Here is a 23036-nt window from a genome sequence, read left to right on the forward strand (position 1 = left end):
GCGCGATCGGCTAGCCTGACGTCCCGGTGTCAGTGACGTGGTTGCAATGTTCCGCTGGTTCGAATCCCTGATCGATGTCTTCCCGCCGATCGAGCGGGAAATGCCGCCACGTAGCGTATGGCGGTTCTATCTGCATTATCTGCGGCCGTTGTGGCCGATCCTGCTGGCTACGCTGATCGCCGGGTTGCTGCTGGCGCTGGTGGAAGTGGCGATGTTCGACTTCCTCGGTCGCATCGTCGACATGCTCGCCGAGCGGCCGGGGCCGGCGTTCTTCCGTCGCCATGCCGGCGAACTGGTGTGGATGGCGCTGATCACGCTGGTGGCGCGGCCGTTGTTCACCGGCCTGCATAACCTGCTGGTCAATCAGGCGATCGTGCCGGGCCTGAGCAACCGCTCGCGTTGGCTGATGCATAACTACGTGGTGCGGCAAAGCCTGGGCTTTTTCCATAACGATTTTGCCGGGCGCATCGCCAATCGCGTGATGCAGACCGGCACCTCGCTGCGCGAATCGGCGGTGCAGATGGTGGACGCGCTCTGGTACATCGTGGTCTATACCGGCAGCGCATTGTGGCTGTTTGCGCAGGCCGATCCATGGTTGATGCTGCCGTTGTCGCTCTGGCTGGTGGTGTACGTGGCGCTGATGGCGTTCTTCGTGCCGCGCATGAAGGCGCGTGCGTGGATCGCATCGGATGCACGCTCCAAGGCGACCGGGCGCATCGTCGATGGCTACACCAATATATCCACGCTCAAGCTGTTTGCACATGCCGGCCGCGAGCAGGCGTATGTGCGCGATGCGATCGATGAGTTGACGGTCAAGCATCGCGGCCAGACGCGCGTGACCACCGTCATGGATACCGCCATTGCGGTGGCCAATGGCTTTCTGATCGTAGGCACCTGCGGGCTGGCGTTGTGGCTGTGGAACCGCGGCCAGATCAGCGTGGGCGCGATCACGCTGGCGACCGGCCTGGTGATCCGCATCCACAACATGTCCGGCTGGATCATGTGGACTGTCAACGGCATCTTCGAAGATATCGGCAGCGTGCAGGACGGCATGCAGACCATCTCGCAGCCGGTGCTGGTGCAGGACGTGCCCGATGCAGTGCCGCTGCAGGTGACGCAGGGACAGGTGCAGTTCGAGCACATCCATTTCCATTACGGCAAACGCGGCGGCGTGATTGCCGGGCTGGATCTGCAGGTGCGTGCGGGCGAGAAGATCGGCCTGGTCGGGCCGTCCGGTGCCGGCAAATCGACGCTGGTCAACGTGCTGCTGCGGCTGTACGACCTGGAGCAGGGACGCATCCTGATCGATGGGCAGGACATCGCGCAGGTGACGCAGGAAAGCCTGCGCGGGCAGATCGGCCTGGTCACGCAGGACACCTCGTTGTTGCATCGTTCGATCCGCGACAACCTGTTGTACGGGCGACCGCAGGCCACCGAAGCGCAGATGCTGGAGGCTGTGCGCAAGGCGCGCGCGGAAGGTTTTATCGACACTCTGGTGGATGGCGAGGGCCGGCGTGGCTTCGATGCCTATGTGGGCGAGCGCGGGGTCAAGCTGTCGGGCGGTCAACGGCAGCGCATCGCGATTGCGCGCGTGTTGCTGAAGGACGCGCCGATCCTGATTCTGGACGAAGCCACCTCTGCACTGGATTCGGAAGTGGAAGCGGCGATCCAGGACAGTCTGGACGCGTTGATGGGCAACAAGACCGTCATCGCAATTGCGCACCGGCTTTCGACCATCGCGCGCATGGACCGGCTGGTGGTGATGGATGCGGGACGCATCGTCGAAACCGGCACGCATGCGGAATTGATCGCGCAGGGCGGGCTGTATGCGCGGCTGTGGGCGCGGCAGACGGGAGGGTTTGTTGCGGCGGATGGGTGATGTAGTTGGTTGGTAGATTGCTTAAAACGCGCAACAACGGCACTGGCAAGCCCCTCTCCCGTCGGGAGAGGGGTTGGGGTGAGGGTACGGAGCGTAGCCACTCGCTAGTTGGACTACACGAAGCTTCGCCCGTACCCTCATCCGCCCCTGCGGGGCACCTTCTCCCGAGGGGAGAAGGGATGCAGGCAGCTCTTCATTAAGCCCCTCTCCCGTCGGGAGAGGGGTTGGGGTGAGGGTACGGGGCGTAGCCACTGGCCAGTTGGGCCACACGAAGCTTCGCCTTACCCTCATCCGCCCCTGCGGGGCACCTTCTCCCGACGGGAGAAGGGACTACTCACTCGATCGGCTGATCCAGCATCAACTCGCGTGCAAAGCGCACCGGTGGGGCGCCATACGACAGCATCTGGTCGTGGTAGGCCTTCAGGTTGAATTTGTCGCCCAGCTTGTCCTGCACCGCCTTGCGCGTATCCAGATGTTCCTGCACGCCGACGAAATAGGTCGGCAATTGTGCGGACGACAACTGCGCACGCACCCACTTGCCCGAGGCTTCGCTCTCTTGCTGGAAGGTGTCGTGGGTCATCAGGTGCATCGCCTTGTCGCGCTCCCAGCCGTCCACATGCACGCCCTGGTCGAGGATGGCGTTGGCAATGGTGCGCAGGTAGAACTTGAGCTGCACCAGGTGGAATAACGGGTCGTTATCCAGATACCCCTGTTCCTGCATCATGCGCTCGGTATACACCGCCCAACCTTCGGCGAACATGCCCGAGCGCAGTACTGCGCGTAGCGTGGAGGGGAATTTGCCCGAATGCCAGCCTTCCAGGTAATGGCCAGGGGTGCCTTCGTGAATGCTAAGCAGGTGGATCATGCGGCTGTTGTACTCGCGCAGGAAGGAATCGACCTGCTTCTCGTTCCAGTCGTCGGGAATCGGCGACACCGCATAAAACGTCTTGAGATTCTTGTCGAGCGGGCCGGGCGAATCGCAATACGCCACCGCCACGCCGCGCTGGAATTCCGGCATCAGGATGATGTCCACCGGCGAATCGGGCAGTGTCATCAAATCTTTCTGACGCACGAACTCGGTGGACTGCGCCAGTGCAGCCTTGGCAGCGTCCACCACCTTGTCGCGTGCCGGCTTGTCGGCATAGGCCAGTTCCAGCGCCGCTTCGATCGCGGCCTGCTGCTGATCGTCGCTGGGGGCAGCGGGCAGTTTCGGTACGCCTGGTTTGTCCTTGAGCACCGTGCGGGCGATGCCGTACATCTGGCTGCGCACACGCTTGAGTTCGGATTCGGCACGCTGCTTGATGTCGGCACGCGACAGCGACGACAGCAGCGCGAATTTCAGCTTCTGATCGTAAATCTGCGCGCCGACGCGGAAATCGCCCTTGGCATTGGGCACCAGCACGGTGTCCAGCCAGGTCTGCTGCTCGGCCACGGCCTTGCGCAGCTTGTCGATGGCCGCCTGCGCGCGCGCGGCTTCGATCGGGCCGAGCTGGCCGATATTGGGCGCGATGAAGGTATCGACGATGCTGAGGATGCCCTTGTTCTGCTTGGCCACCGTCTCGGCGTGGATCTTCGGCACGCGGGCCGGGTCCAGGTTTTCGCGCGCCTGCGCAAAGATGCCGGGAATCTTCTCCATGCGCTGGGTGGCCGAGGTCAGCCGCTCGGGTAGCGGCGCGAACTCGCGCGCCATCAGGCCGTACAGCGCACTGCCGGCCAGGCCGTTGTAGACCTGCGGGTCCCAGGCCCAGCTCTGCAGCACCTCGGTGTTCCAGATTTCCGATTGCAGCTGGTTGCGCAGGATCGCGGCATCGACCTGGTTCTCGCGCGACAGCTTGGCCACCTCGATGGCATCCAGCTCGGCCAGCAGTTGTTTGCCCGCATCCAGGCTGTGCTGACGGCCGGCGGTGCTCAGGTCGTCGATCTGCGTGTCGAAGCGGTGATCGCCGGTCTGGGTAGCGGTGACCGGCGACAGCTGCATCCAGGTGTCGAGTGCACGCTTGGACAGTGCGGCAAAGCGCGCGTCCGGCGTCTGCGCCTCCTGGGTGCTGGCATCACTGGTGCCGGCGCGCGGCGATTCGGGCTGCTGCTGGCAGGCGCTGAGGCCGGCGAGCAGGGCGAGGACGAGCAGGCGTTGACGCATGGTGGATTCCGATCGAAGCAATCCGCCAGCATAGGCATGTGCGCGCTTGTCCGCATCCGCCATTGGTTTAGAGTGGCCTGATTCCAAGGAGGATCACCATGCACTACGCCGGTAGCTGTCATTGCGGACGCATCGCGTTCGATCTTCAGACCGATGCGCCGATCACCGAGGCGTACGACTGCAATTGTTCGCTGTGCCGTCGCCGCGGCGGCCTGCTGTGGTTCGGGACGCGCACGCAACTGCGTCTGCAGAGTGAGCCGGAGGCGCTGGGAACCTACCGCTTCAATCAACATCATCTCGACCATCATCATTGCCCGCACTGCGGCATTGCCCCGTTCAGCGAGGGCATGAATCCCCGAACCGGCGAGGCCAGTGTGGCGGTCAATGTGCGCTGCCTTCCCACTCTGGATCTGTCCGCGTTGCGGGTACATGCGGTCGATGGAGCCAGCCGATGAGGCGCGGCGTGCAGCGTTACGCGGTCGGCTTGCTGCTGGGCTGGGCACTGAGTGGATGTGCGCGACACTCGGCGGACATGGCCGCAGACGGTGGCGCTCCAGCGCCGGCGCCGCCCGCCGCGCAGGGCAACGCATTGGCGTATGAGCACGATGTGCGCATCGAGCTGCCCGCCGACCAGATCGGCCAACGCATCGTGGCGGTGCGCAATGCCTGCCAGGCGGCGCAGTTCGGCGACTGCGCGTTGCTGGCGGTCGAACAAACGGGTGGTCGCGACCCCAGCGGCAGCGTCAGCGTGCGGCTGGCGCCAGATGGCATCGAGCCGATGGTGCAACTGGCCGGCCAGCACGGCGATGTCGCTGCGCGCAGCACGCGCGCCGAGGACCTGGCGCAGCAGATCGCCGACACCGGCCTGGCGCAGGCGCGTTTGCAGAAAGAACACGCACGCCTGCTCGAACTGCAGCAACGCCGCGATCTGGCTGTGACCGATCTGCTGGCATTGTCCAAGCGCCTGGCCGAAATCGAAGCCGAGGCGCAACAGACTCAGCAAGAAGCGGCGCAGCAACAACGCCGTGTGCGCACGCAACTGCTCACGCTCAACTTCCGCAGCACCGGTGGCGAGCAGGGCAGGGGCGAGATTGCCGAAGCGGGCGCTGAGTTCGGCCAGGTGTTCGCGTCCAGCGTGGCGTTCGTGATTCGCGCGGTTGCGGCATTGCTGCCGGTCGTGGTGGTCGCGGTGATTGCCGGCTGGTTGCTGCTGCAGGCCTGGCGCTGGCGCGCGCGGCGGCGCCGCATTGCGCGGTGACGTCGAGAAGCTGCCGGGCTCAGCGCAGTATTTTCGGTCTAGTGGTCAAGCTGGTCGGCGATGCTGCACTAGCTTGCACGTGCTCGGCTTTATTTAGAAAGCGAGAGTGCGTGCGCGCGCCGCCTGCCTGACGCAGGCGGCATTGCAGCGAACGCTGTGATGCAACCCGCTGAGCGACGACCGCGCGTGCGCCATGGCCGCGCAGTCGTCGCTGCGGCGCGCTCAGCCTTCGTCGACTTCGTACTCGACAAACACATCCAGCTGCAGCGCCAGTTCCTGCACGGCGTCGCGCACCTTCTGCGCGGTGGCTTCGTTGCCGGCTTCCACTTCGAACTCGTGGCTGCCCGGACCTTCGTCGTCGGACAGACCGGCCGAGCTGGAATCGTCGTCGTCCAGATGCGGCATCAGATCGTCCACTTCTTCCACGTGCTCGATGCCTTCGATGCTTTGCAGCAGATTGGCAATGGCACGCGCGTCGTCGTCGGTGCCGGTGATACGCATGCGAAGAGTTGGCATGGGAATGTCCTAGGGGTTGGGGAGCTAAAGCCTAGGCATCGACAGGAAAAAACGAGGTGATGGTGCGCGTTAGATGTTCCATCGACTGTGTAGCCCAACGAGCGCTTTCCCCGCTCGACATGAAGCCCCTCTCCTGTGGGGTGCCAAGGCAATGCTTGTGCGCCACTGACGCGCGCGTCTTCAGATCCCCCGGCGCAACCAAAAAGCCCCTCTCCTGCGGGAGAGGGGTTGGGGTGAGGGTACGGGGCGAAGCCACACTTGCACTCAAACTCTGCCAGGCTTCGCTCGTACCCTCATCCGCCCCTTCGGGGCACCTTCTCCCGGAGGGAGAAGGGACAGCCGCTCCAGACTTCGCTGCTGCTTCGGGCACCTTCTCCCACGAAGGAGGCAATGTCCCGGAGGCAGAAGGAATGCTCGCGCCGTGTTGTATGCAAAGACGATTCCTGCGCGACCTCATTCCGACGCCGACGCTTTGCGCGATCGTCGACCCATACGCGGCTCACTCAAGGTCTCGCTTTCCGGCAACGCTACCAGCTCGGCCGGCAGCGCCGGCATCGGCGTGCGTTCGTCCAGTGCTTCGCGTTTGAGCCAGTCGATAAAGGCCGTCGCTGCAGGGCTGGGGACGCGATGGCTGGGGTGCACGATGTAGTAGGCGTAGCGTGCCTTGAGGGTGGGGCCTGGCAGGCGCACCAGCTCGTAACGCTGCAGATACGGTTGCGCGATGTGCTTGCGCGCCAGCACTGCACCCAGGCCATAGACTGCGGCGCGCATGGCGTCGGTGCTGTCGTTGAAGGTGTGCATCGGCGGCAACGTGGTGCCGCGCACCTGCGCGGCGCGGAACCAGTCGCGCCAGCCTTGCGGCGACATGTCGCTCAGCAGCGGCAATTGCGCGATCTGCGCCGGCGTACGCAGTGCGGCGACCTCCGGCAAGGACGGCGACGCAACCGGAAACAGCTCGTCGTCCATCAGATGATGCGAGGTCAACCCGGGCCATGCGCCCTGGCCATAGCGAATGCCCAGATCCGGGCCGCCTTCTTCGAAGCGCGAAAACGCCGCGTCCGATTGCAGGTCCATGCGGATATGCGGGTGCGCGCGACAAAAGCGCGGCAGCCGCGGCAACAGCCAGCAATACGATAGCGAACGCAGTGTGGTCACGCGCAGCGGGATGGCGTCTTCGCGTGGATGCAGGTTGCCGGCCACCGCGGCGATCTCGGCCAGCGCAGCACTGGCGGCATCGGCCAGTTGACGCCCCTCGGCGGTGAGCTTGACCCCGCGCGGCAGCCGCTGGAACAAGGTTGCGCCCAGCAGTGCTTCGAGCTTGCGTACGTGGTGGCTGACCGCACTGGCGGTGAGGTGCAGTTCTTCGGCGGCATGCGCGAAGTTCTGGTGGCGCGCAGCGGCGACAAACACGCCCAGCGCAGGTAACAGAGTCGGACGCAGATTCATCGAGGCATGAGTGAGATTTGTGGCTCGCCTCGATACTACGCGCTTGTCGTGCCTGCGGTTGCAACCGATGCTGCATTACCCCTTAGCGATGATCGTGCCATGTCCGTTTGCCTGCCTGGTGTTGTTTCCTGCGGTTTCAGCACACCACAGCAGCGTCAGGAGGCACGTTCATGAGTGCGCAACCGTCGACACAGCCGGGAGCGGTAACACGCGAATGGCGCACCCCGCTGGAACTGGGTTTCCTCGGCATCGTCTGGGGCTGCTCGTTCCTGTTCATGCGCGTGGCCGCGCCGAAGTTCGGCACGGTGGTGCTGGTGGAAATTCGCCTGGCGCTGGGTGCGTTGGTGTTGTTGCCGTTTCTGTGGCTGGCGCGCGAGCGCTTCCCCTTGCAGCGCTGGCCGATGCTGGCAGCGATCGGCGTGCTCAACTCGGCATTGCCGTTTTTGTTGTTCGCCTGGGGTGCGCAACACGCGCCGGCTGCGGTCGGTGCGATCTGCAATGCGATGACGGTGTTGTTCACCGCATTGATCGCGTTTCTGTTTTTCGGCGAGAAGATCGGCACGCGTCGCGCGCTGGCGTTGCTGATCGGTTTCATCGGCGTGCTGGTGTTGGCCACCGGCAAGTCGGCTGGATTGAGCGTGGGGCCTGCGGCGCTGGCTGGCGCCACCGCGTCGCTGCTGTACGGCATCGGCTACAACCTGGTGAAGCGCCATATGGGCGATCTGCCACCGGCCGCATCGGCGGCATCCACGCTGGGCTGCAGCGCCTTGCTGCTGGCACCGCTGGCGTGGTGGCAGTGGCCGACCACGCCGGTGCCGGCGGTGGCCTGGGCCTGCGCCACCGCACTCGGTGTGGTGTGCACCGGGTTGGCGTTTTTGATGTATTACCGGTTGATCCAGCGCATCGGCCCGGCGCGCGCCTCCACGGTGACCTATCTGGTGCCGGTGTTCGGCGCATTACTGGCGTGGTCGCTGCTGGGCGAGCCGTTGACCTGGACCATGCTGGTGGCCGCGGTGCTGATCCTGGGCAGCGTGGCCTTCAGTCAGCGCGCCCGCTGAGCGAGCACGCTAAGCGTGCGCGCAGGTCTGAAAATGTCTGAGCCTGGCTATGCTTTCCCGAATCCCGAATCCCGAATCCCGAATCCCGAATCCCGAATCCCGAATCCCGAATCCCGAATCAGCCGGCCGCCGGCGGCGCGCGCACCGGCAACGGCACATTGCACAGATCGATATGTCCGGCAGGGCGCTTGTAGAAATCGTCCTTGCGATTGCGGCGCGCTTCGGCCACATCGCGGAAGGTCTGGCTATCGGTGCGCAATAACTGCAATGGCGTGCGCTCGGGCAGCGGCACTTCGCTGGCCAGGCGAATGGCGCGGATCGGTGCGCGTTGCGCAGGGTCTTCGTAGAAACCCATCGGGTCCGGGCCGCGCGGCGTCACGCTCAATAATTCCATGCCTTTGACCACGCGGCCGACCACGGTGATGTTGCGGTCCAGCTGGCGCGGCGATTGCCCGGTGACCACATACAACTCGGCGCCGATGCTGCTGTCTTCGTCGTTGTTGCGGCCGGCGCCCAACGTGCCGTAGCAATGCGCCAGCCAGGTCTTGCCACTGGCGCTGTCGCGCCCAACCGGAAAGCCATCGACAAAGCCGACCTGCGGCGCCCAGCCATCGCTGTCGGGCAGGCGCTGAAAATCCAGGCCCTGCGATGCGCGTTCGAATTCGGCCGGCAGATGCGTCTTCGCCGAGCCCAGCGATTTGGCCTTGGCCGGGGTTTCGCCATCCGGGTCGCCGAACTGCACCACGAAGTTGTCCTGCGAGCGATAGATGGTCAGCCCGTCCCAGAAGCGCTCGTGCGCCAGGGTGTGGATGTTGCCCACATGCGCGGGCGCAAATTGCGGTGCCAATTCGATGATCACCCGGCCTCCGTCCAGTTCCATGTACAGCGTGCGGTCCGGGTCGAGCACACGCCATGCGCTGGCCGGCGAGCTGTCCAGAATCTGTTGCGGGCTGCGATAGGCCGCATTGGCGGCAGCGGGCAACAACAACGCGAGCAGGCAGGCGGAAGCTAAGGTGCGCAGGAGCATGAAGGCAGCCAAGCGGAGAAGGTGACTGATTCTTGCCGACCACGCGCCAAGACGCAAAGCACGTGCGCCACACAGCACGACGCCGGCAAGTGTGCCGGCGTCGTGTCATCGATCGATTGCCTACTGCAATTGCGGATTGAAAGCTGCAGGCTGACAGCGACATCTCAACGCTGCATGCCGGGTGATGCACGCTTACGAATTACGCACGTGCGGGCTGGTGTGGTGATCGGTCGCGATGTGGTCGTTGCGGAACAGCGGGACCAGCTGCCACAACGCAGAGACGCCGACCAGCGTGTAAACCACACGCGACAGCAGCGCGTCCTGCCCGCCAAACAGCGTGGCGACCAGATCCAACTGGAACAGGCCGACCAGGCCCCAGTTGATGCCGCCGATGATAAGAAGCACCAGGGTGATGACGTTGATCGCTTTCATGCAGGCAGTCCATGTGGGTTGAGAGCCCTCAGAATCTGCAGGCAGTGCGCAACAGCTCGTGAGCGTGCGCGCTGCGATGACGGTGTTGCGCACGCCACGATCACATCGCGCGGACGCGCCTGGAACCGGTACGTGTGTTTGCGCCAGCCAGTGATGCGGTGGATGCGCGCTTCAGCGTGCAGGTTTGCGCTTGACGTACAACTGCTTGCGCACCCGCGCGACCACCTCGCCCGCACGGTTGTGCACGTCGTTTTCGAACCAGCGCAGATGTTTTTCGCCGCTGGCCGTGGCCTGACGCAATTCGGCGAGCATGCTGTCGTCGATGACGAAATCCGCGCTCACCGTGCCGCGCCCAGGTTTGACGAACTCGATGCTGCCGGCCTTGTCCCAGACGTAGTAGTCGCGCCCCAGGTTCTGCATGGTCAGCAGCATCCAGAACGGGTCGGTCATTGCGAACAGGCTGCCGCCGAAATGGGTGCCGACGTAGTTGCGATTCCACGGGCGCTGGCGCAGCTCCACGCGTGCATAGCGGTAATCGGCCGACAGCACGGTGACGTGGATGCCGGCGAACAGATACGGCGGCCACAGGTTGATGCCGAGCTTGAACAGTGAAGCGCGCATGCGGACCTGGTTCCATGGCGAGGGCAGGTACGTAGCATAACATTCGCATGCGTATGGAGCGTGCCATAGGTCAACATCGAAGCGGTCGTGTCCGTGCTGCGAGCCGGTCCAGACGGCGCGTCATCGCCGGCCGAGCAGTCGCGCGCTGTGCCTCGCCGCTTGGTGCACACCCGGGCAAGGGCCCGCCGTTGCGGGGCAGCCTTCGTAGGAGCGGACCTGGCCGCGACGGCGCGCTACCCGGGAACACCTTATCGGCGACTGGCGGGTAACGCCTCGTCGCGGCCGGGTCCGCTCCTACGTATCCATGTGGCGCCGCAGCGCCATCGGCTGTCAGAACACCAACGACGACATCTTGCGGCGATAGCGGCCGACCAGGTCTTCGTCCTCGATCACGCGGAATGCATCGATCAGGCTGCGGCGCGGCAGGTTGTCGTCGAAGGCGCGGTCCTGCCGCAGCATTTCCAGAAACTGCTCCAGCGCGGCTTCATCGTTGCCGTCGAGCAGATGGCGCACGCCGAGCAGATGGCGCGCACGCAGGTCGGCGCCGTTGGCGGCCACGGCGGCCTGCAGCGCGTCCGCATCCGGCGCGTCTTTCAGGACGTTGGCAAAGCTCAGCCGCGCCTTGGCACGCACCGCGCGGTCGTCGGTGGCCAGGTTGGCGGGCAGGGCGTCGATCAGCTGCTCGGCCTCGGCGGTGTCGCCGGTCTTGAGCAGTGCCAGCGCCAGGTCAAGCTTCAACTCGTCCTTGTCCGGCTCGGCGGCGATCGCCTCGCGCAGCGCGGCGGCCTGGTCCTGCGGGTCGAGCGGCGCCGGCGGGAGTTCTTCGACCACCTGCGCTTCGGCCGGCAGCACACCATGCTGGGTCAGGAATTCACGGATCTGGCCTTCCGGCATCGCGCCGGGGAAACCATCCACCAGCTCGCCGCCCTTGACCAGGAAGACCGTCGGCACCGAGCGGATCTGGAACGCGGCGGCGATCTGCTGTTCCTTGTCCACATCGACCTTGGCCAGCTCGAACGCACCGTTGTAGTCGGCGGCGAGCTTTTCCAGGATCGGCGTCAGCGACTTGCACGGGCCGCACCAGGTGGCCCAGAAATCCACCAATACCGGTGTCGTCAACGATTTCTGCAGGACCTCGGTCTCGAAGGTGTCGGTGGTGGCATCGAATACGTGCGGCTTGTCGGACATGGGCTTCCTGAAAAGATGACGGCAACAGTGGGACGTAATGGTGGCAAACCCGGCCGACACAAGGCTGGCCGGGATCGGGCCAGCCGGCGGTTATCGCCAGGCCGGTCATGACGAGGCGGGCCGAGGCCGGTGACGACCAGGCCGCCAGCAAACGGGCCGGCCGATATCAGGCCAGCCGGGATCAGACAAGGGGTTCACGCCACGCGCCCCCGGCACCACAATGCCGCGTCATGGCGGCGCAACCTGCGCCCCGCGTTGGAGCAAGACGAATGGCGAGCATCGATGGCACGCAGCGCTACCTGGGCCTGATCGCGGCAACCGTGTTCGTGCTAGCGGTGGCCGGCTTCGGGCTGGCATTGCCCGGCTATCTGCAGGCCAGCCACCCGGTGGCGTTATTGGGCGCAGACGGCGTTCCGCACGCGCTGGGCTTCAATCTGCTGGCGTTCGCGTTGGTGGGTGGGTTGGGCATGGCCACCGGCATCAGTCTGCTGGCGCGCATGCCGGCCAAGTCCGGCTGGAGCCTGCGCGTGGGCGGGCAGTTGATCGTGCTGGCAGGTTTGGCGTTCCTGGGCATGGGTCTGCTGCCGCTGGATCCCACCGACCTGGATGGCCGCGCCAGCCAGGCCCACGCCACCGCCTGGCTGCTATGGGCGGTGGCGTTCGTGCCGGCCATGCTGTTGATCGCCGCCGCGCTGCTCAACCAGTCCGATACCCGCGCGCTGGCGTTGCTGAGTCTGGGCGCCGGGCTGCTGGTGGCGGTGCTGGCATTCGGGCCGCCGGGGTTGCTGCGCCAGGCAATCGCCCAGCGTGTGGCGTTCCTGGCCTGGGTAGGCTGGCTGGCCGTTGCCGGCTGGAGCTGGCCGGCCAAACCCGCCTTCTGACGCGCGCGTTTGGAGCGCCTGCTGCACTGCGGTACCCTGTGCCGCTTTGCACCGCCCGAGCATCCGCTCCCAATGTCCACCGTCGAACCGAACGTCTACGACCCGCAGCAGGTCGAAACCTCCGCCCAGCAGTTCTGGGATGCCACCCGCGCCTTTCAGGTCGATGAGAACTCGGACAAACCGAAGTTCTATTGCCTGTCGATGCTGCCGTACCCGTCCGGTGCGCTGCATATGGGCCATGTGCGCAACTACACCATTTCCGATGTGGTCAGCCGCTACAAGCGCATGACCGGCCACAACGTGATGCAGCCGATGGGCTGGGATGCGTTCGGGTTGCCGGCGGAAAACGCCGCGATCAAGAACAAGACCGCGCCGGCCAAGTGGACCTACGCCAACATCGAACACATGCGGGGGCAGCTCAAGTCGCTGGGCTATGCGATTGACTGGTCGCGCGAGTTCGCCACCTGCTCGCCGGACTATTACGTGCACGAGCAGCGCATGTTCACCCGGCTGATGCGCAAGGGCCTGGCCTATCGCCGCAATGCGGTGGTGAACTGGGACCCGATCGATCAGACCGTGCTGGCCAACGAGCAGGTGATCGACGGCCGCGGCTGGCGCTCCGGCGCATTGGTGGAAAAACGCGAGATTCCGCAGTGGTTCCTGCGCATCACCGATTACGCGCAGGAACTGCTCGACGGCCTGGACCAGTTGGACGGCTGGCCGGATTCGGTCAAGACCATGCAGCGCAACTGGATCGGCCGCTCGGAAGGGCTGGAGATCCAGTTCGACGTGCGCGACACCAATGGCGCTGCGCTGGATCCGCTGCGCGTGTTCACCACCCGCCCGGACACGCTGATGGGCGTGACCTTCGTGTCGATCGCCGCCGAGCACCCGCTGGCGCTGCATGCGGCCAAATCCAACCCGGAACTGGCCGCGCTGCTGGAAACGCTCAAGCACGGCGGCGTCTCCGAAGCCGAACTGGAAACCCAGGAAAAACGCGGCATGGCCACCGGCCTGACCGCAGTACATCCGATCAGCGGCGAGCAGGTGCCGGTGTGGGTGGCCAACTTCGTGTTGATGGGCTACGGCACCGGTGCGGTGATGGCCGTGCCCGGCCATGACCAGCGCGATTTCGAATTCGCCAACAAGTACGCCCTGCCGATCGTGCAGGTGGTCAAGCTGCGCGAGCCGCGCAATGAAGATGAGCAGACCTGGGACGCTACCCAGTGGCGCGACTGGTACACCGACAAGAGCCGCGAACTGGAGCTGATCAATTCGGCCGAATTCGACGGGCTGGATTTCGGCGGCGCTTTCGAAGCCTTGGCCGAGCGCTTCGAGCGCAAGGGCCAGGGCCAGCGTCGGGTCAATTACCGCCTGCGCGACTGGGGCGTGAGCCGCCAGCGTTACTGGGGCTGCCCGATTCCGGTGATCTATTGCGCCAAGTGCGGCGCGGTGCCGGTGCCGGAAGACCAACTGCCGGTGGTGCTGCCGGAGAACGTGGAGTTTGCCGGTACCGGTTCGCCGATCAAGACCGACCCCACCTGGCGCCAAACCACCTGCCCGGACTGCGGCGGCCCGGCCGAGCGCGAGACCGACACCTTCGACACCTTCATGGAGTCGAGCTGGTACGTGGCGCGTTACACCAGCCCCAACGCACGCGACATGGTCGACCGCCGCGCCAACTACTGGATGCCGGCCGACCTGTATGTGGGCGGCATCGAGCACGCGATCCTGCACCTGATGTACTTCCGCTTCTATCACAAGCTCATGCGCGACGCGCGGCTGGTGGACAGCGACGAGCCGGTGACCAACCTGCTGACCCAGGGCATGGTCATCGCCGACACGTTCTATCGCGACGCCGACAACGGCGGCAAGGACTGGATCAACCCGGCCGATGTCGAGATCCAGCGCGATGAGCGCGGCCGCGTCACCGGCGCGGTGCTGATCGCCGATGGCCAGCCGGTGCACATCGGTGGCACCGAGAAGATGTCCAAATCCAAAAACAACGGCGTGGACCCGCAGTCGATGGTGGCCAAGTACGGCGCCGACACCGTGCGCCTGTTCTCGATGTTCGCCGCACCGCCGGAGCAGTCGCTGGAATGGAACGAGGCCGGCGTCGACGGCATGGCGCGCTTCATGCGCCGGCTTTGGGTGCAGGTGCACAAGCATGTAGGCGAGGGCGCTGCAGCCGCGTTGGACGTCGCCGCGTTGAGTGCCGAGCAGAAGGCGATCCGCCGCAAGACCCACGAAACCATCGGCAAGGTCAGCGACGACTACGGCCGCCGCCACAGCTTCAATACCGCCATTGCCGCGGTGATGGAGCTCTCCAACGCGCTGGCCAAGTTCGACGACGCCAGCGACCAGGGCAGGGCGGTGCGTCAGGAAGCGCTGGAAGCGATGGTGCTGCTGCTCAACCCGATCACCCCGCACGCCAGCCACGCGCTGTGGCAGGTGCTGGGCCGTGGCGAAACGTTGCTGGAAGATGTGGCGTTTCCGCAGGTCGATGCCGCCGCGCTGGTGCGCGACGCGCTGACCCTGGCGGTGCAGATCAACGGCAAGCTGCGCGGCACGATCGAAGTCGCCGCCGACACCGGACGCGAGCAACTCGAAGCGCTGGCGCAGGCCGAGCCGAACGCGGCCAAGTTCCTGGAAGGGATGAGTGTGCGCAAGATCATCATCGTGCCCGGCAAGATCGTGAACATCGTGGCGGGGTGATGGGTTCTGATTGGTCGGGTCGCAGGCGCCGTTCCGGGGAGTTCGCCGGATCGGCGTGGCGGCGCGTAGGTTAGGTTGATGCGGCGGTTTCAGGTAATTCCTGCACTGGCGCAGGCAAGGGGGCTGCGGTCGTTCTTGTCGATTCATTTCACTGGCGCGTGGCGACGCGTTTGTCATTACCGGCCGCCGCAGTTTTACTGCGGCGCTCTCAAGCCCCATTCACGCGGTGTCGGTCAGGCTAGCCGCCTGTTGCCGCCGCCGGGGCGCTCATCCAGACTGTGCCCATGATTCGATTTCCTACTGCCTTCGCTGCGTCCCTCGTGCTCGTCTCGAGCCTCACCGCCTGCGGCTTCCATCTGCGCAATTCGCTGGCGTTGCCGCCGGACACGCCAGCGGTAAAGGTGCAGTCTGCAGTGCAGTACAGCGAGCTGGCCAAGTTGCTGCGGCGTGGCCTCAAGGCTGCCGGCGCCACCCTGGCCGACGAAGACGCCAAGACCGGCTTTGCGCAGGTGCAGGTGTTGTCCGAGCGCTGGGGCGATCTGCCGATCGCCATCGACAGCCAGGGCCGTGCGCAGGAATACAGCCTGCGCTACGCCGCCATCTTCACCGTCACCACCGCCAATGGCGCGGTGCTGGTGCCGCAGCAGGTGATCGAGCTCTCGCGCGACTACGTGTCGCCGCCGGTAGACGCCACCGGTACCGCGACCGAGCGCGAGATCCTTGCCGACGAATTGCGCAAGGACATGTCGGCCTCGATCCTGCGTCGCATCGACAGCGTGGTGCGCGCACGCGTGCAGCGTGGCGAGACGCTGGAAAGCACGCCGACCGCGCCGCTGCCGCAGGCTCCCACGCCGCCAGTGCAGCCGACCACGCCTGAGTCGAGCGTGCCGGCGGCGTTGCCGCCTGCGTCGAACAACTAAGCATCGCGCGCGCTCGCAGTCATGGAACTCCGCCCCGAGCAGCTTGCCGGCCAGTCCAACCAGCCGTTGCAGCCGGTCTATCTGATCGCCGGCCCCGAGACGCTGCGCGTGCTGGAGGCGGCCGATGCGGTGCGCGCCCGAGCGCGCGCCGAAGGCATTGGCGAACGCGAAGTCTTCGACGCCGATGGCCGCGAGTTCGACTGGAACCAGCTGGATGCGACCTTCAACGCGCCCAGCCTGTTCAGTCCGCGCCGGCTGGTGGAAATACGCCTGCCCAGCGGCAAGCCGGGCAAGGACGGTGCCGATGTCATCACCCGCTTCTGCGCCAATCCGCCGCCGGACGTGGTGTTGCTGATCACCGCCAACGATTGGAGCAAGGCGCACCAGGGCAAGTGGGCCGATGCGGTCGGCCGCATCGGCACCATTTCAGTGGCCTGGGCGATCAAGCCGCACGAATTGTCCGACTGGATCGAGCGCCGCCTGCGCAGCCACGGCCTGCGTGCGGACGCTGCCGCGGTGCAGCGCCTGAGCGAGCGGGTGGAAGGCAATCTGCTCGCCGCCGCGCAGGAAATCGACAAGCTGGTACTACTGGCCGACGGCAAGGTGCTGGACCTGGAGGCGATGGAGTCACTGGTCGCCGATGCCGCCCGCTACGACGTGTTCCGGCTGGCCGAAACCACCTTCTCCGGGCAGCCGGCCGCAGTGATCCGCATGCTTGCCGGCCTGCGCGCCGAAGGCGAAGCAGTGGCCGCACTGATGCCGATCCTGATCAAGGAGTTGCTGCGTACCGCATCGCTGGCGAAAGTGCAGGCAAATGGCGGCAACCTCGCTGCCGAAATGAAGGCGCAAGGGCTGTGGGAATCGCGCCAGGCCCCGTTCAAGCGCGCGCTGCAACGGCACCCCGAACCGCGCCGTTGGGAACGCTTCGTCGCCGAAGCCGGGCTGGTCGATCGCATGGCCAAAGGCCGCGCCGACGGCGATGCCTGGGTCGGCCTGGAACGCCTGCTGGTGGCCGTGGCCGAAGCGCGTGCGGTGAGATTGCTGGTGTGAAAGCGGTGGATGTGGGGACTGCAGGCCAGAAGGTGGAGACCGGGACCCTGAAGGCTCAGAACAGCGCAATCCCGAACCACGATGTGCAGACAACTGCCACTGAGGCCGTCGCTGTTCCCATCTCCCCAGACGCCGATCCCCAGTCCGCAGCGCTGGAACCTTGCTCTGCCGAATCCCCAATCCTCAATCCCCAATCCCAGCTCCACCTCTACTACGGCGGCACCTTCGACCCGATCCACCTGGGCCATCTGGCCATCGCCTGCGCCGCGCGCGACGAACTGGGCGCGCTCGTGCATCTGGTGCCAGCCGCCGACCCGCCGCATCGCCCCGCACCCGGCGCCACCGCCGCGCAGCGCGCACGCATGCTGGAACTGGCGCTCGCCGACACGCCCGGGCTGGTGCTGGACACCCGCGAGTTACGCCGCGCGAGCCAGGGCGGCGCACCGTCCTATACCGTCGATACCTTGCGCGAACTGCGCGCCGAACTCGGCCCTGCGACGCCGATCGCCTGGTTGCTGGGCGCCGATGCTTTTGTCGGCCTGAGCAGCTGGCATCGGTGGGAGGCGCTGTTCGAGCTGGCGCATTTCGTCGTTGCCGAGCGTCCAGGCGTCCCGCTGGAGCTGGCCGATGTGCCGCAGCTTGCCCAGGCAGTGCAGGGCAGATGGGCTGCCAGCGCCGGCGAACTGGGCACCACCCCGGCCGGCCGCCTGTGGCGGTTGCATCAACCGTTGCGCGGCGAATCGGCCAGCGCGGTGCGTTCGCGCATCGCCACCGGCGGCGACTGGCAGGCGCTGGTGCCGCCGTCGGTGGCAGCGTTTATCGCGCGCGAAAGCCTTTACGGCAGCGCGCAGCCGTTTAGCTGAACACGCATCCGGCCGGACCGGCCTATAATTCACACTAATTCCATCGAGTTGCCCGCTTTGACCACCCAAGCCCAAGTCATCAAGACCTCCATTCCGAACCCGCCGCCGTCCGTGCCGGCCCTGTTGGCCACCGTGCGCGAGGCCGTGGAGGAGCTGAAAGCCAAGGACGTGGTCGAAATCGATGTGCGCGGCAAGTCCAGCGTCTGCGATTACATGGTGGTCGCCTCGGGTACCTCGACCCGCCACGTCAAGTCGATCGCCGAAGAAGTGGTCAAGTTCGCCAAGCGTCTGGACGTGATGCCGCTGGGCGTGGAAGGCGAGCGCGAAGCCGAATGGGTGCTGGTCGACCTGGGTGATGTGGTGGTGCACGTGATGCTGCCGCGCGTGCGCGAGTTCTACGCGTTGGAGCGCCTGTGGACCGTAGGCGACCAGCGTCCGGACGATGTGGATGCCGACCCCGAGGCGTAACTGACCCACGGCATGGCGAGAAAATCCCAAGCCCAGACGGAGACACCTGCCTCGCCGGCGCTGCAGCAACTGCGCAGCCTGCCGGCGCAGGCCGCCGCGCAGCCGTTGTCGCCGGCGCGCAAACGCTTCGATCGCTTGCTGCGCGATCTGGAGCGTCATCGCAACGAACTGCAGGCCTGGCAAACGGCGCTCACGCGTTGGCGCGAGCGCTATCACACCGAGCTGCAGCCCTTGCTCGATCATCGGCGCGCGGCCGATGTGGCGCTGGTCGAAGAACTCGATCGCGCGCATGCCACGGTCAAGCTGAGCAAGGCCGACCGTGCGTTTCTGTCAGAGCTGCTGTGCGATATCGCCGGCCCGCTGATCGAAGCGGGACATGAAGCATTGCGGCCGATCTACGATCGCCACAGTGTCATGGGCTACGACCAGGAAGTCTCCGAATCCGATGCACTGATGAAGCAGATTCTCGGCCAGGCCTATGGGCTGGATGCCGACGAACTGGACGGCATCGACTCGCCCGAAGAACTCTTCGAACGCGTCAGCGAGCGTATCGAGCAGGAACACGCGCAACAACAACAGCGCAACACCCAGCGCCGCAAGCGTGCCGAGAAGAAAGCGGTTGCCGGGAATGCCGAGCCGCCACCGTTGCGCGAGTTGTATCGCAAGCTGGCCGGCAATCTGCATCCGGACCGCGCCAAGGACCCCGACGACCACGCCTCGCGCACCATCCTGATGCAACGGCTCAATGCGGCTTACAAGGCCGGCGATCTGCTCGGCCTGCTCGAACTGCAGGCCGAGATCGGCCTGCTGGACGCGCAAGGTGTGGATGCGATGAGCGCGGCGCGGCTGCAGGACTACAACCGTGAACTGGACCGGCAGTGCAAGGAATTGCAACAGCAGGTGCAGGAGCAGTCGGACAACTTTTGCGCAGAATATGCTCTGGACCTGCCGTCGCGGCTCAAGCCCGAGCGACTGGGTAAATTGATGGCCCAACTCAAGCGTGACGTCGAAGACGATCTGATGGAAGCGCGGCAGGGCCTGCGCGAACTTGCCGACCCGCAATCGCTCAAGCGCTGGCTGAAATTGCAGCGTGCCATGTCGAGCGCGCAAGACGCGCCCTGGTTCTGATCACGGGACTGAGCGTGGTTTTCAGGTTGCACGCAGGCCACTGCTGGTGAGCGCGCGTGCTGTGCGCAGTCTCGGTCGGAGACGCTGCCCGTTGTGCAGATGAGACGAGTGCATGCACGGCACTGTGCCGGCTGCCGGGTCGATGCCACTGCCGAACGGACGCTTGTCCGTTCGGCAGCGGTGGCCTGGGCTAATTTCTTATATAGGCCGGCTTATAAAACCGGCCTATAAAAGGCCTGCTCCCGATTGCAGGCCCACGACAGCATGCTCACAACGGCTCGCTCACAACGGCCCGCGTTCCCACGGCCCGGTGATCGCCAGCGTGATGCCCGGCGTCTGGATGTTGACGAACAAGGTGCGCGCCAGCGGGTCCCAGCAGGCGCCGCAGAACTCGGTGTCGCGGTAATCGCCTTCGGCAATGGTCTTGCCGGCATCGGCGATCTGTTGCGAGGTCAGCTGCACGTTGTTCTTGGCCAGATAGAACGATTCGCCGCCACGGGTGAGCCCGAGCAGGCGCGCGCCGGGACCGTATTCGTCCGGACTCTCCCCGCCGTCTTCGCACAGCACCACGCCACCGCGCGCGCTGACGGTGACGTTGTCCGGGTTGTGCGCGGCCAACTGGTTGCCGCTGACGAACAGTGCACTCAAGCGTTGCGTAAACAGATCCAGCACCCATACCGCGCCGTTGCCGTAACCGCGGCGGCCCTGTGCATCCACGCCGGTGCTGGTATCGACGATGAAGAGCTTGCCGTAGCTGTACCAGATGCCTTCGCCACGGCTCATGCGCAGCGCGCCATCGGCCCACGCCTGCGCAAACGGCCCGCTCAGGGTGTCGTTGGCGCCGATGTCGGGGAAGCCGGCCGGTGCAGCGATGCCATCCAGATCGGGCTCGGAAATATCCACCCATTCCAGCTGGAACTGCTGGCCGATGCTGGCGACGGTGAGGTCGGCATTGCGCCGCCCACGCACGCGTGCGGCCTGCAGCCGGCCGCCATTTTCCAGTGAGCCATTGCGGCCGCGGCGGTCGTTGGGGACGAAGCGATACAGGCCGGCCTTGTTGCGATCGTCTTCGGTGAGATAGACGATGCCGGTGCGCGGATCGATCGCCACCGCTTCATGGCTGAAGCGGCCCAGCCCGACCAGCGGGCGGCCGGTGGTGCGCTGGCTGTCCGGGTCCACTTCGAACACGTAGCCGTGCTTGCGGCCGGTGCTGGACACCGCATTGGTCTTGATCTCCTCGCAGCTCAACCAGGTGCCCCACGGGGTGGGGCCGCCGGCGCAGTTGACCAGCGTGCCGCCCAGGCTCGGCTCCAGGCTGCCCCAACCGCGGCGACCGTAGCTCAAGGTGGTGGTGCCGCCACCGGCCAGTTGGGTGCCGCTGACGATGCCGGTGTCGTACATCGCTGGTGCGCGGAACGGGGTGGTCACGCCGCGCTCGTGGTTGCGGATGAGCACATATTCCAGACCGCGCAGCGGGTCGCTGCCGGGGCGCCAGTCGGGCCGACGCAGGCCGACCACGGCCATGCCGTCGTGACGGTCGGGGCAGGGCTGGCCGTCGTCCATGCGATCGCCGCTCCAGCCGAACGAGCGGTAGCTGAAACCGCGCGGCAGCTGCAGTAGCGGCAGCCCGGTGCTCTGGTCGGCGACCGGGGCGAGCGGGCCATAACGGCTGGGGACGGGCGCCAGCTGCAGCGGCGGGGAAGTGCTGGTGGCGGCCTGGGCCTGGCGCGATTGCAGCGCGCTCAAGCTGCCAAGCGCACCGGCGGCCATCACTGCGGCGCTGCCCTTGAGCACCTGGCGGCGGGCGGGATCGAAAATCGGCATCGAACGACTCCTGCTGGCTGGGTAGTGCGCCGACGCTAGATGCCCGCTGTAACCGCACCATGACACCGCTGTGATCGACCTGGTTCCGATGCCCGGGCTGTGACGCGGATATCATGTCGCGATGAAATGCCGACTCATCGCTACCGGCGAGCGCGCACCGGCCTGGGTGGCGCAGGGCTTTGCCGAATATCAGAAACGTCTTTCGCACTGGATGCCATTGGAGCTGGTCGAGATCGAACCCGGCCTGCGCGGCAAGGGCCGCGACGCGCAACGCGCCACCGACGACGAAGGCCGCCGCGTGCTTGCCGCGCTGCCCAAGAACGCCTACGTGGTTGCGCTCGATATCCCGGGTCGCCCGCTAAGTTCGGAGCAGCTCGCTCAACGCATGGAGCACTGGCGCGGGCAGGGCCGCGATCTGGCGTTTCTGATCGGCGGCCCCGAAGGTCACTCCGCCGATGTGCTGAAAACCGCCAGCGAGAGCTGGTCGATCGGCCCGTTGACCCTGCCGCACATGCTGGTGCGCCTGATCGTTGCCGAGCAGCTGTATCGCGCTGCGGCGATGTTGGCCAATCATCCGTATCACCGCGCGTGAGTGGTGAGCAAGGTTTTGCGGTGTGCCAATAGCCGCTGCTGTTGCCTGTCGTGGTGACCCGCCGGTCACCGCTGCATTGATCGTGTGTGCTGCTGACATTGCATCGCGAGCACTCGTCAGGAGGCTGTGCCCGACAATTGGAAATCCATTGCACGAGCACCTGCTCCCCGAGCGCTTCCATGCCGGTCTGATGTGCGCACTGCTTGAATGCGGCGACTCGAAGGCCGAGTCGCCGCAATCCAGACTCACTCAATTCAACGAAAAACTCACCGGTACCAAGCCGTAGGCCTGCACGGCCTGGCCATTCTGCATCGCCGGCTGGAAACGCCAGCTGCGCAGCACCTGGCTACGCGCCGCCAGATCGAGTGCGCGATGACCGCTGCTGGTCTGCACGCTCACCTCGGTCGGGCGCCCATCGGTACCGACCAACACGCGTAGCAGCACGGTGCCTTGTTGTCCTGCACGTAATGCGGCCACCGGGTAACCCGGCGCCGGTGAGCTCAGATACTGCAGCTGGCCTGCCTCGACCGGGCCGCTGGGTGCGGCAATGGCCGGAGCGGTGTCAGTCACAGCGTCGGAGACAGCGGGCAAGGCAAGCGCTGCGCTGTCCACCAACGGTGCCTGATTCACCACTGGTGTTTGCACCTGTACCTGCACCGGCACGGTGGTCGGCGGTGTCTGCGTCGCCTGTGGCTTGAACTTCACTTCGATTGGGAACACCGCTGGCGGCGCGGGTGGCGTTGGGATCGTCATCGGCATGACCCAACGTTCTTTCGGCGTGGACTGCTGCGGAATCGCCCGGTACGAGAGCGGAATCAACAACAACCCACCGGCCAGCAAATGCAACGCCACGGCCGTGCTCATCGCCAGAACGCGCGAGCTGTCGATGCCTGTGGATCGGGAAGAAACCTGCGATTGCGTGAGAACCATCATCCACCTCCTCAACGGAACTGCGGAACGGACCAGCGCGACCCGGACGCACACCACCATCCGGTGACGTAGGTTTACCGCGACCTTTGTGTGGACACAA

Annotated in this window: 21 protein-coding genes; 12 read left to right on the top strand and 9 right to left on the bottom strand. The window is 65.5% G+C overall.

Features of this window, described 5'->3' with window-relative positions:
* Positions 1-46: 46 nt before the first annotated feature.
* Entirely contained in the window at positions 47-1879 is a 1833-nt protein-coding gene (locus AC1PLU_RS07690; RefSeq protein ID WP_481108119.1) for an ABC transporter ATP-binding protein, read from the top strand.
* Positions 1880-2213: 334 nt separating this feature from the next.
* Here AC1PLU_RS07690 and AC1PLU_RS07695 read toward each other — a convergent pair whose 3' ends face one another.
* A complete protein-coding gene (locus tag AC1PLU_RS07695) occupies positions 2214-4019 on the bottom strand; it encodes a DUF885 domain-containing protein (RefSeq protein WP_481108120.1) in 1806 nt (601 codons plus the stop codon).
* A gap of 98 nt (positions 4020-4117) precedes the next feature.
* On the opposite strand from AC1PLU_RS07695, the gene AC1PLU_RS07700 reads away from it, so the two are divergent.
* On the top strand, positions 4118-4474 hold the full coding sequence (locus AC1PLU_RS07700) for a GFA family protein (RefSeq protein ID WP_481108121.1): 357 nt from the start codon (positions 4118-4120) through the stop codon (positions 4472-4474).
* Positions 4471-5277 carry a DUF4349 domain-containing protein gene (locus AC1PLU_RS07705; RefSeq protein ID WP_481108122.1) on the top strand — a complete coding sequence of 269 codons (807 nt, stop codon included), beginning with the start codon at positions 4471-4473 and terminating at the stop codon, positions 5275-5277. Before AC1PLU_RS07700 ends, AC1PLU_RS07705 begins: the two co-directional genes overlap by 4 nt.
* A 222-nt stretch (positions 5278-5499) precedes the next feature.
* On the opposite strand, the gene AC1PLU_RS07710 is transcribed toward AC1PLU_RS07705, so the two are convergent.
* Both AC1PLU_RS07710 and AC1PLU_RS07715 read right to left on the bottom strand, forming a co-directional pair.
* On the bottom strand, positions 5500-5793 hold the full coding sequence (locus AC1PLU_RS07710; RefSeq protein ID WP_023903350.1) for a hypothetical protein: 294 nt from the start codon (positions 5791-5793) through the stop codon (positions 5500-5502).
* Positions 5794-6246: 453 nt separating this feature from the next.
* Positions 6247-7239, bottom strand: coding sequence for a LysR substrate-binding domain-containing protein (locus tag AC1PLU_RS07715; RefSeq protein WP_481108123.1), 993 nt, complete (start codon positions 7237-7239; stop codon positions 6247-6249).
* Positions 7240-7409: 170 nt separating this feature from the next.
* Here AC1PLU_RS07715 and AC1PLU_RS07720 point away from each other — a divergent pair, with 170 nt between their 5' ends.
* Positions 7410-8297 (top strand): DMT family transporter, encoded by an 888-nt coding sequence (locus AC1PLU_RS07720; RefSeq protein WP_115040495.1) that lies wholly within the window; start codon positions 7410-7412, stop codon positions 8295-8297.
* A gap of 118 nt (positions 8298-8415) precedes the next feature.
* Here AC1PLU_RS07720 and AC1PLU_RS07725 read toward each other — a convergent pair whose 3' ends face one another.
* The 4 genes from AC1PLU_RS07725 to trxA all read right to left on the bottom strand — a co-directional run bounded on the left by AC1PLU_RS07725 (position 8416) and on the right by trxA (position 11565).
* Positions 8416-9324, bottom strand: a complete 909-nt coding sequence (locus tag AC1PLU_RS07725) for a peptidylprolyl isomerase (protein ID WP_043889074.1) — start codon at positions 9322-9324, stop codon at positions 8416-8418.
* Positions 9325-9516: 192 nt separating this feature from the next.
* Entirely contained in the window at positions 9517-9756 is a 240-nt protein-coding gene (locus AC1PLU_RS07730; protein WP_481108124.1) for a DUF378 domain-containing protein, read from the bottom strand.
* A 171-nt stretch (positions 9757-9927) separates the two neighbouring features.
* Positions 9928-10377, bottom strand: coding sequence for a DUF4442 domain-containing protein (locus AC1PLU_RS07735; RefSeq protein WP_481108125.1), 450 nt, complete (start codon positions 10375-10377; stop codon positions 9928-9930).
* Positions 10378-10707: 330 nt separating this feature from the next.
* Complete coding sequence (gene trxA, locus AC1PLU_RS07740) at positions 10708-11565, bottom strand: thioredoxin (RefSeq protein WP_115040492.1); 858 nt, start codon at positions 11563-11565, stop codon at positions 10708-10710.
* 269 nt (positions 11566-11834) lie between these two features.
* Between trxA and AC1PLU_RS07745 the strand changes: the two genes are divergently transcribed.
* The 7 genes from AC1PLU_RS07745 to AC1PLU_RS07775 all read left to right on the top strand — a co-directional run bounded on the left by AC1PLU_RS07745 (position 11835) and on the right by AC1PLU_RS07775 (position 19590).
* Complete coding sequence (locus AC1PLU_RS07745; protein WP_023903359.1) at positions 11835-12446, top strand: DUF998 domain-containing protein; 612 nt, start codon at positions 11835-11837, stop codon at positions 12444-12446.
* Positions 12447-12518: 72 nt separating this feature from the next.
* Positions 12519-15161: a leucine--tRNA ligase gene (gene leuS, locus AC1PLU_RS07750; protein WP_481108126.1), complete on the top strand. Its 2643-nt coding sequence runs from the start codon at positions 12519-12521 to the stop codon at positions 15159-15161.
* A 284-nt stretch (positions 15162-15445) separates the two neighbouring features.
* A complete protein-coding gene (locus tag AC1PLU_RS07755; protein ID WP_023903361.1) occupies positions 15446-16081 on the top strand; it encodes an LPS-assembly lipoprotein LptE in 636 nt (211 codons plus the stop codon).
* Between the two features lie 21 nt (positions 16082-16102).
* Positions 16103-17131 carry a DNA polymerase III subunit delta gene (gene holA, locus AC1PLU_RS07760; protein ID WP_023903362.1) on the top strand — a complete coding sequence of 343 codons (1029 nt, stop codon included), beginning with the start codon at positions 16103-16105 and terminating at the stop codon, positions 17129-17131.
* Between the two features lie 152 nt (positions 17132-17283).
* Positions 17284-17994, top strand: coding sequence for a nicotinate-nucleotide adenylyltransferase (gene nadD, locus AC1PLU_RS07765; RefSeq protein WP_481108484.1), 711 nt, complete (start codon positions 17284-17286; stop codon positions 17992-17994).
* Between the two features lie 57 nt (positions 17995-18051).
* A complete protein-coding gene (gene rsfS, locus AC1PLU_RS07770) occupies positions 18052-18462 on the top strand; it encodes a ribosome silencing factor (protein WP_023903364.1) in 411 nt (136 codons plus the stop codon).
* Between the two features lie 12 nt (positions 18463-18474).
* Entirely contained in the window at positions 18475-19590 is a 1116-nt protein-coding gene (locus AC1PLU_RS07775; RefSeq protein ID WP_481108127.1) for a J domain-containing protein, read from the top strand.
* 282 nt (positions 19591-19872) lie between these two features.
* Here AC1PLU_RS07775 and AC1PLU_RS07780 read toward each other — a convergent pair whose 3' ends face one another.
* Complete coding sequence (locus AC1PLU_RS07780) at positions 19873-21414, bottom strand: alkaline phosphatase PhoX (protein ID WP_481108128.1); 1542 nt, start codon at positions 21412-21414, stop codon at positions 19873-19875.
* A 121-nt stretch (positions 21415-21535) separates the two neighbouring features.
* Here AC1PLU_RS07780 and rlmH point away from each other — a divergent pair, with 121 nt between their 5' ends.
* A complete protein-coding gene (gene rlmH, locus AC1PLU_RS07785; RefSeq protein WP_168957765.1) occupies positions 21536-22006 on the top strand; it encodes a 23S rRNA (pseudouridine(1915)-N(3))-methyltransferase RlmH in 471 nt (156 codons plus the stop codon).
* A 249-nt stretch (positions 22007-22255) separates the two neighbouring features.
* Here rlmH and AC1PLU_RS07790 read toward each other — a convergent pair whose 3' ends face one another.
* Positions 22256-22939, bottom strand: coding sequence for an energy transducer TonB (locus AC1PLU_RS07790; RefSeq protein WP_481108129.1), 684 nt, complete (start codon positions 22937-22939; stop codon positions 22256-22258).
* Positions 22940-23036: the final 97 nt, after the last annotated feature.

The sequence above is a fragment of the Xanthomonas sp. NCPPB 2933 genome (genome assembly GCF_056725225.1).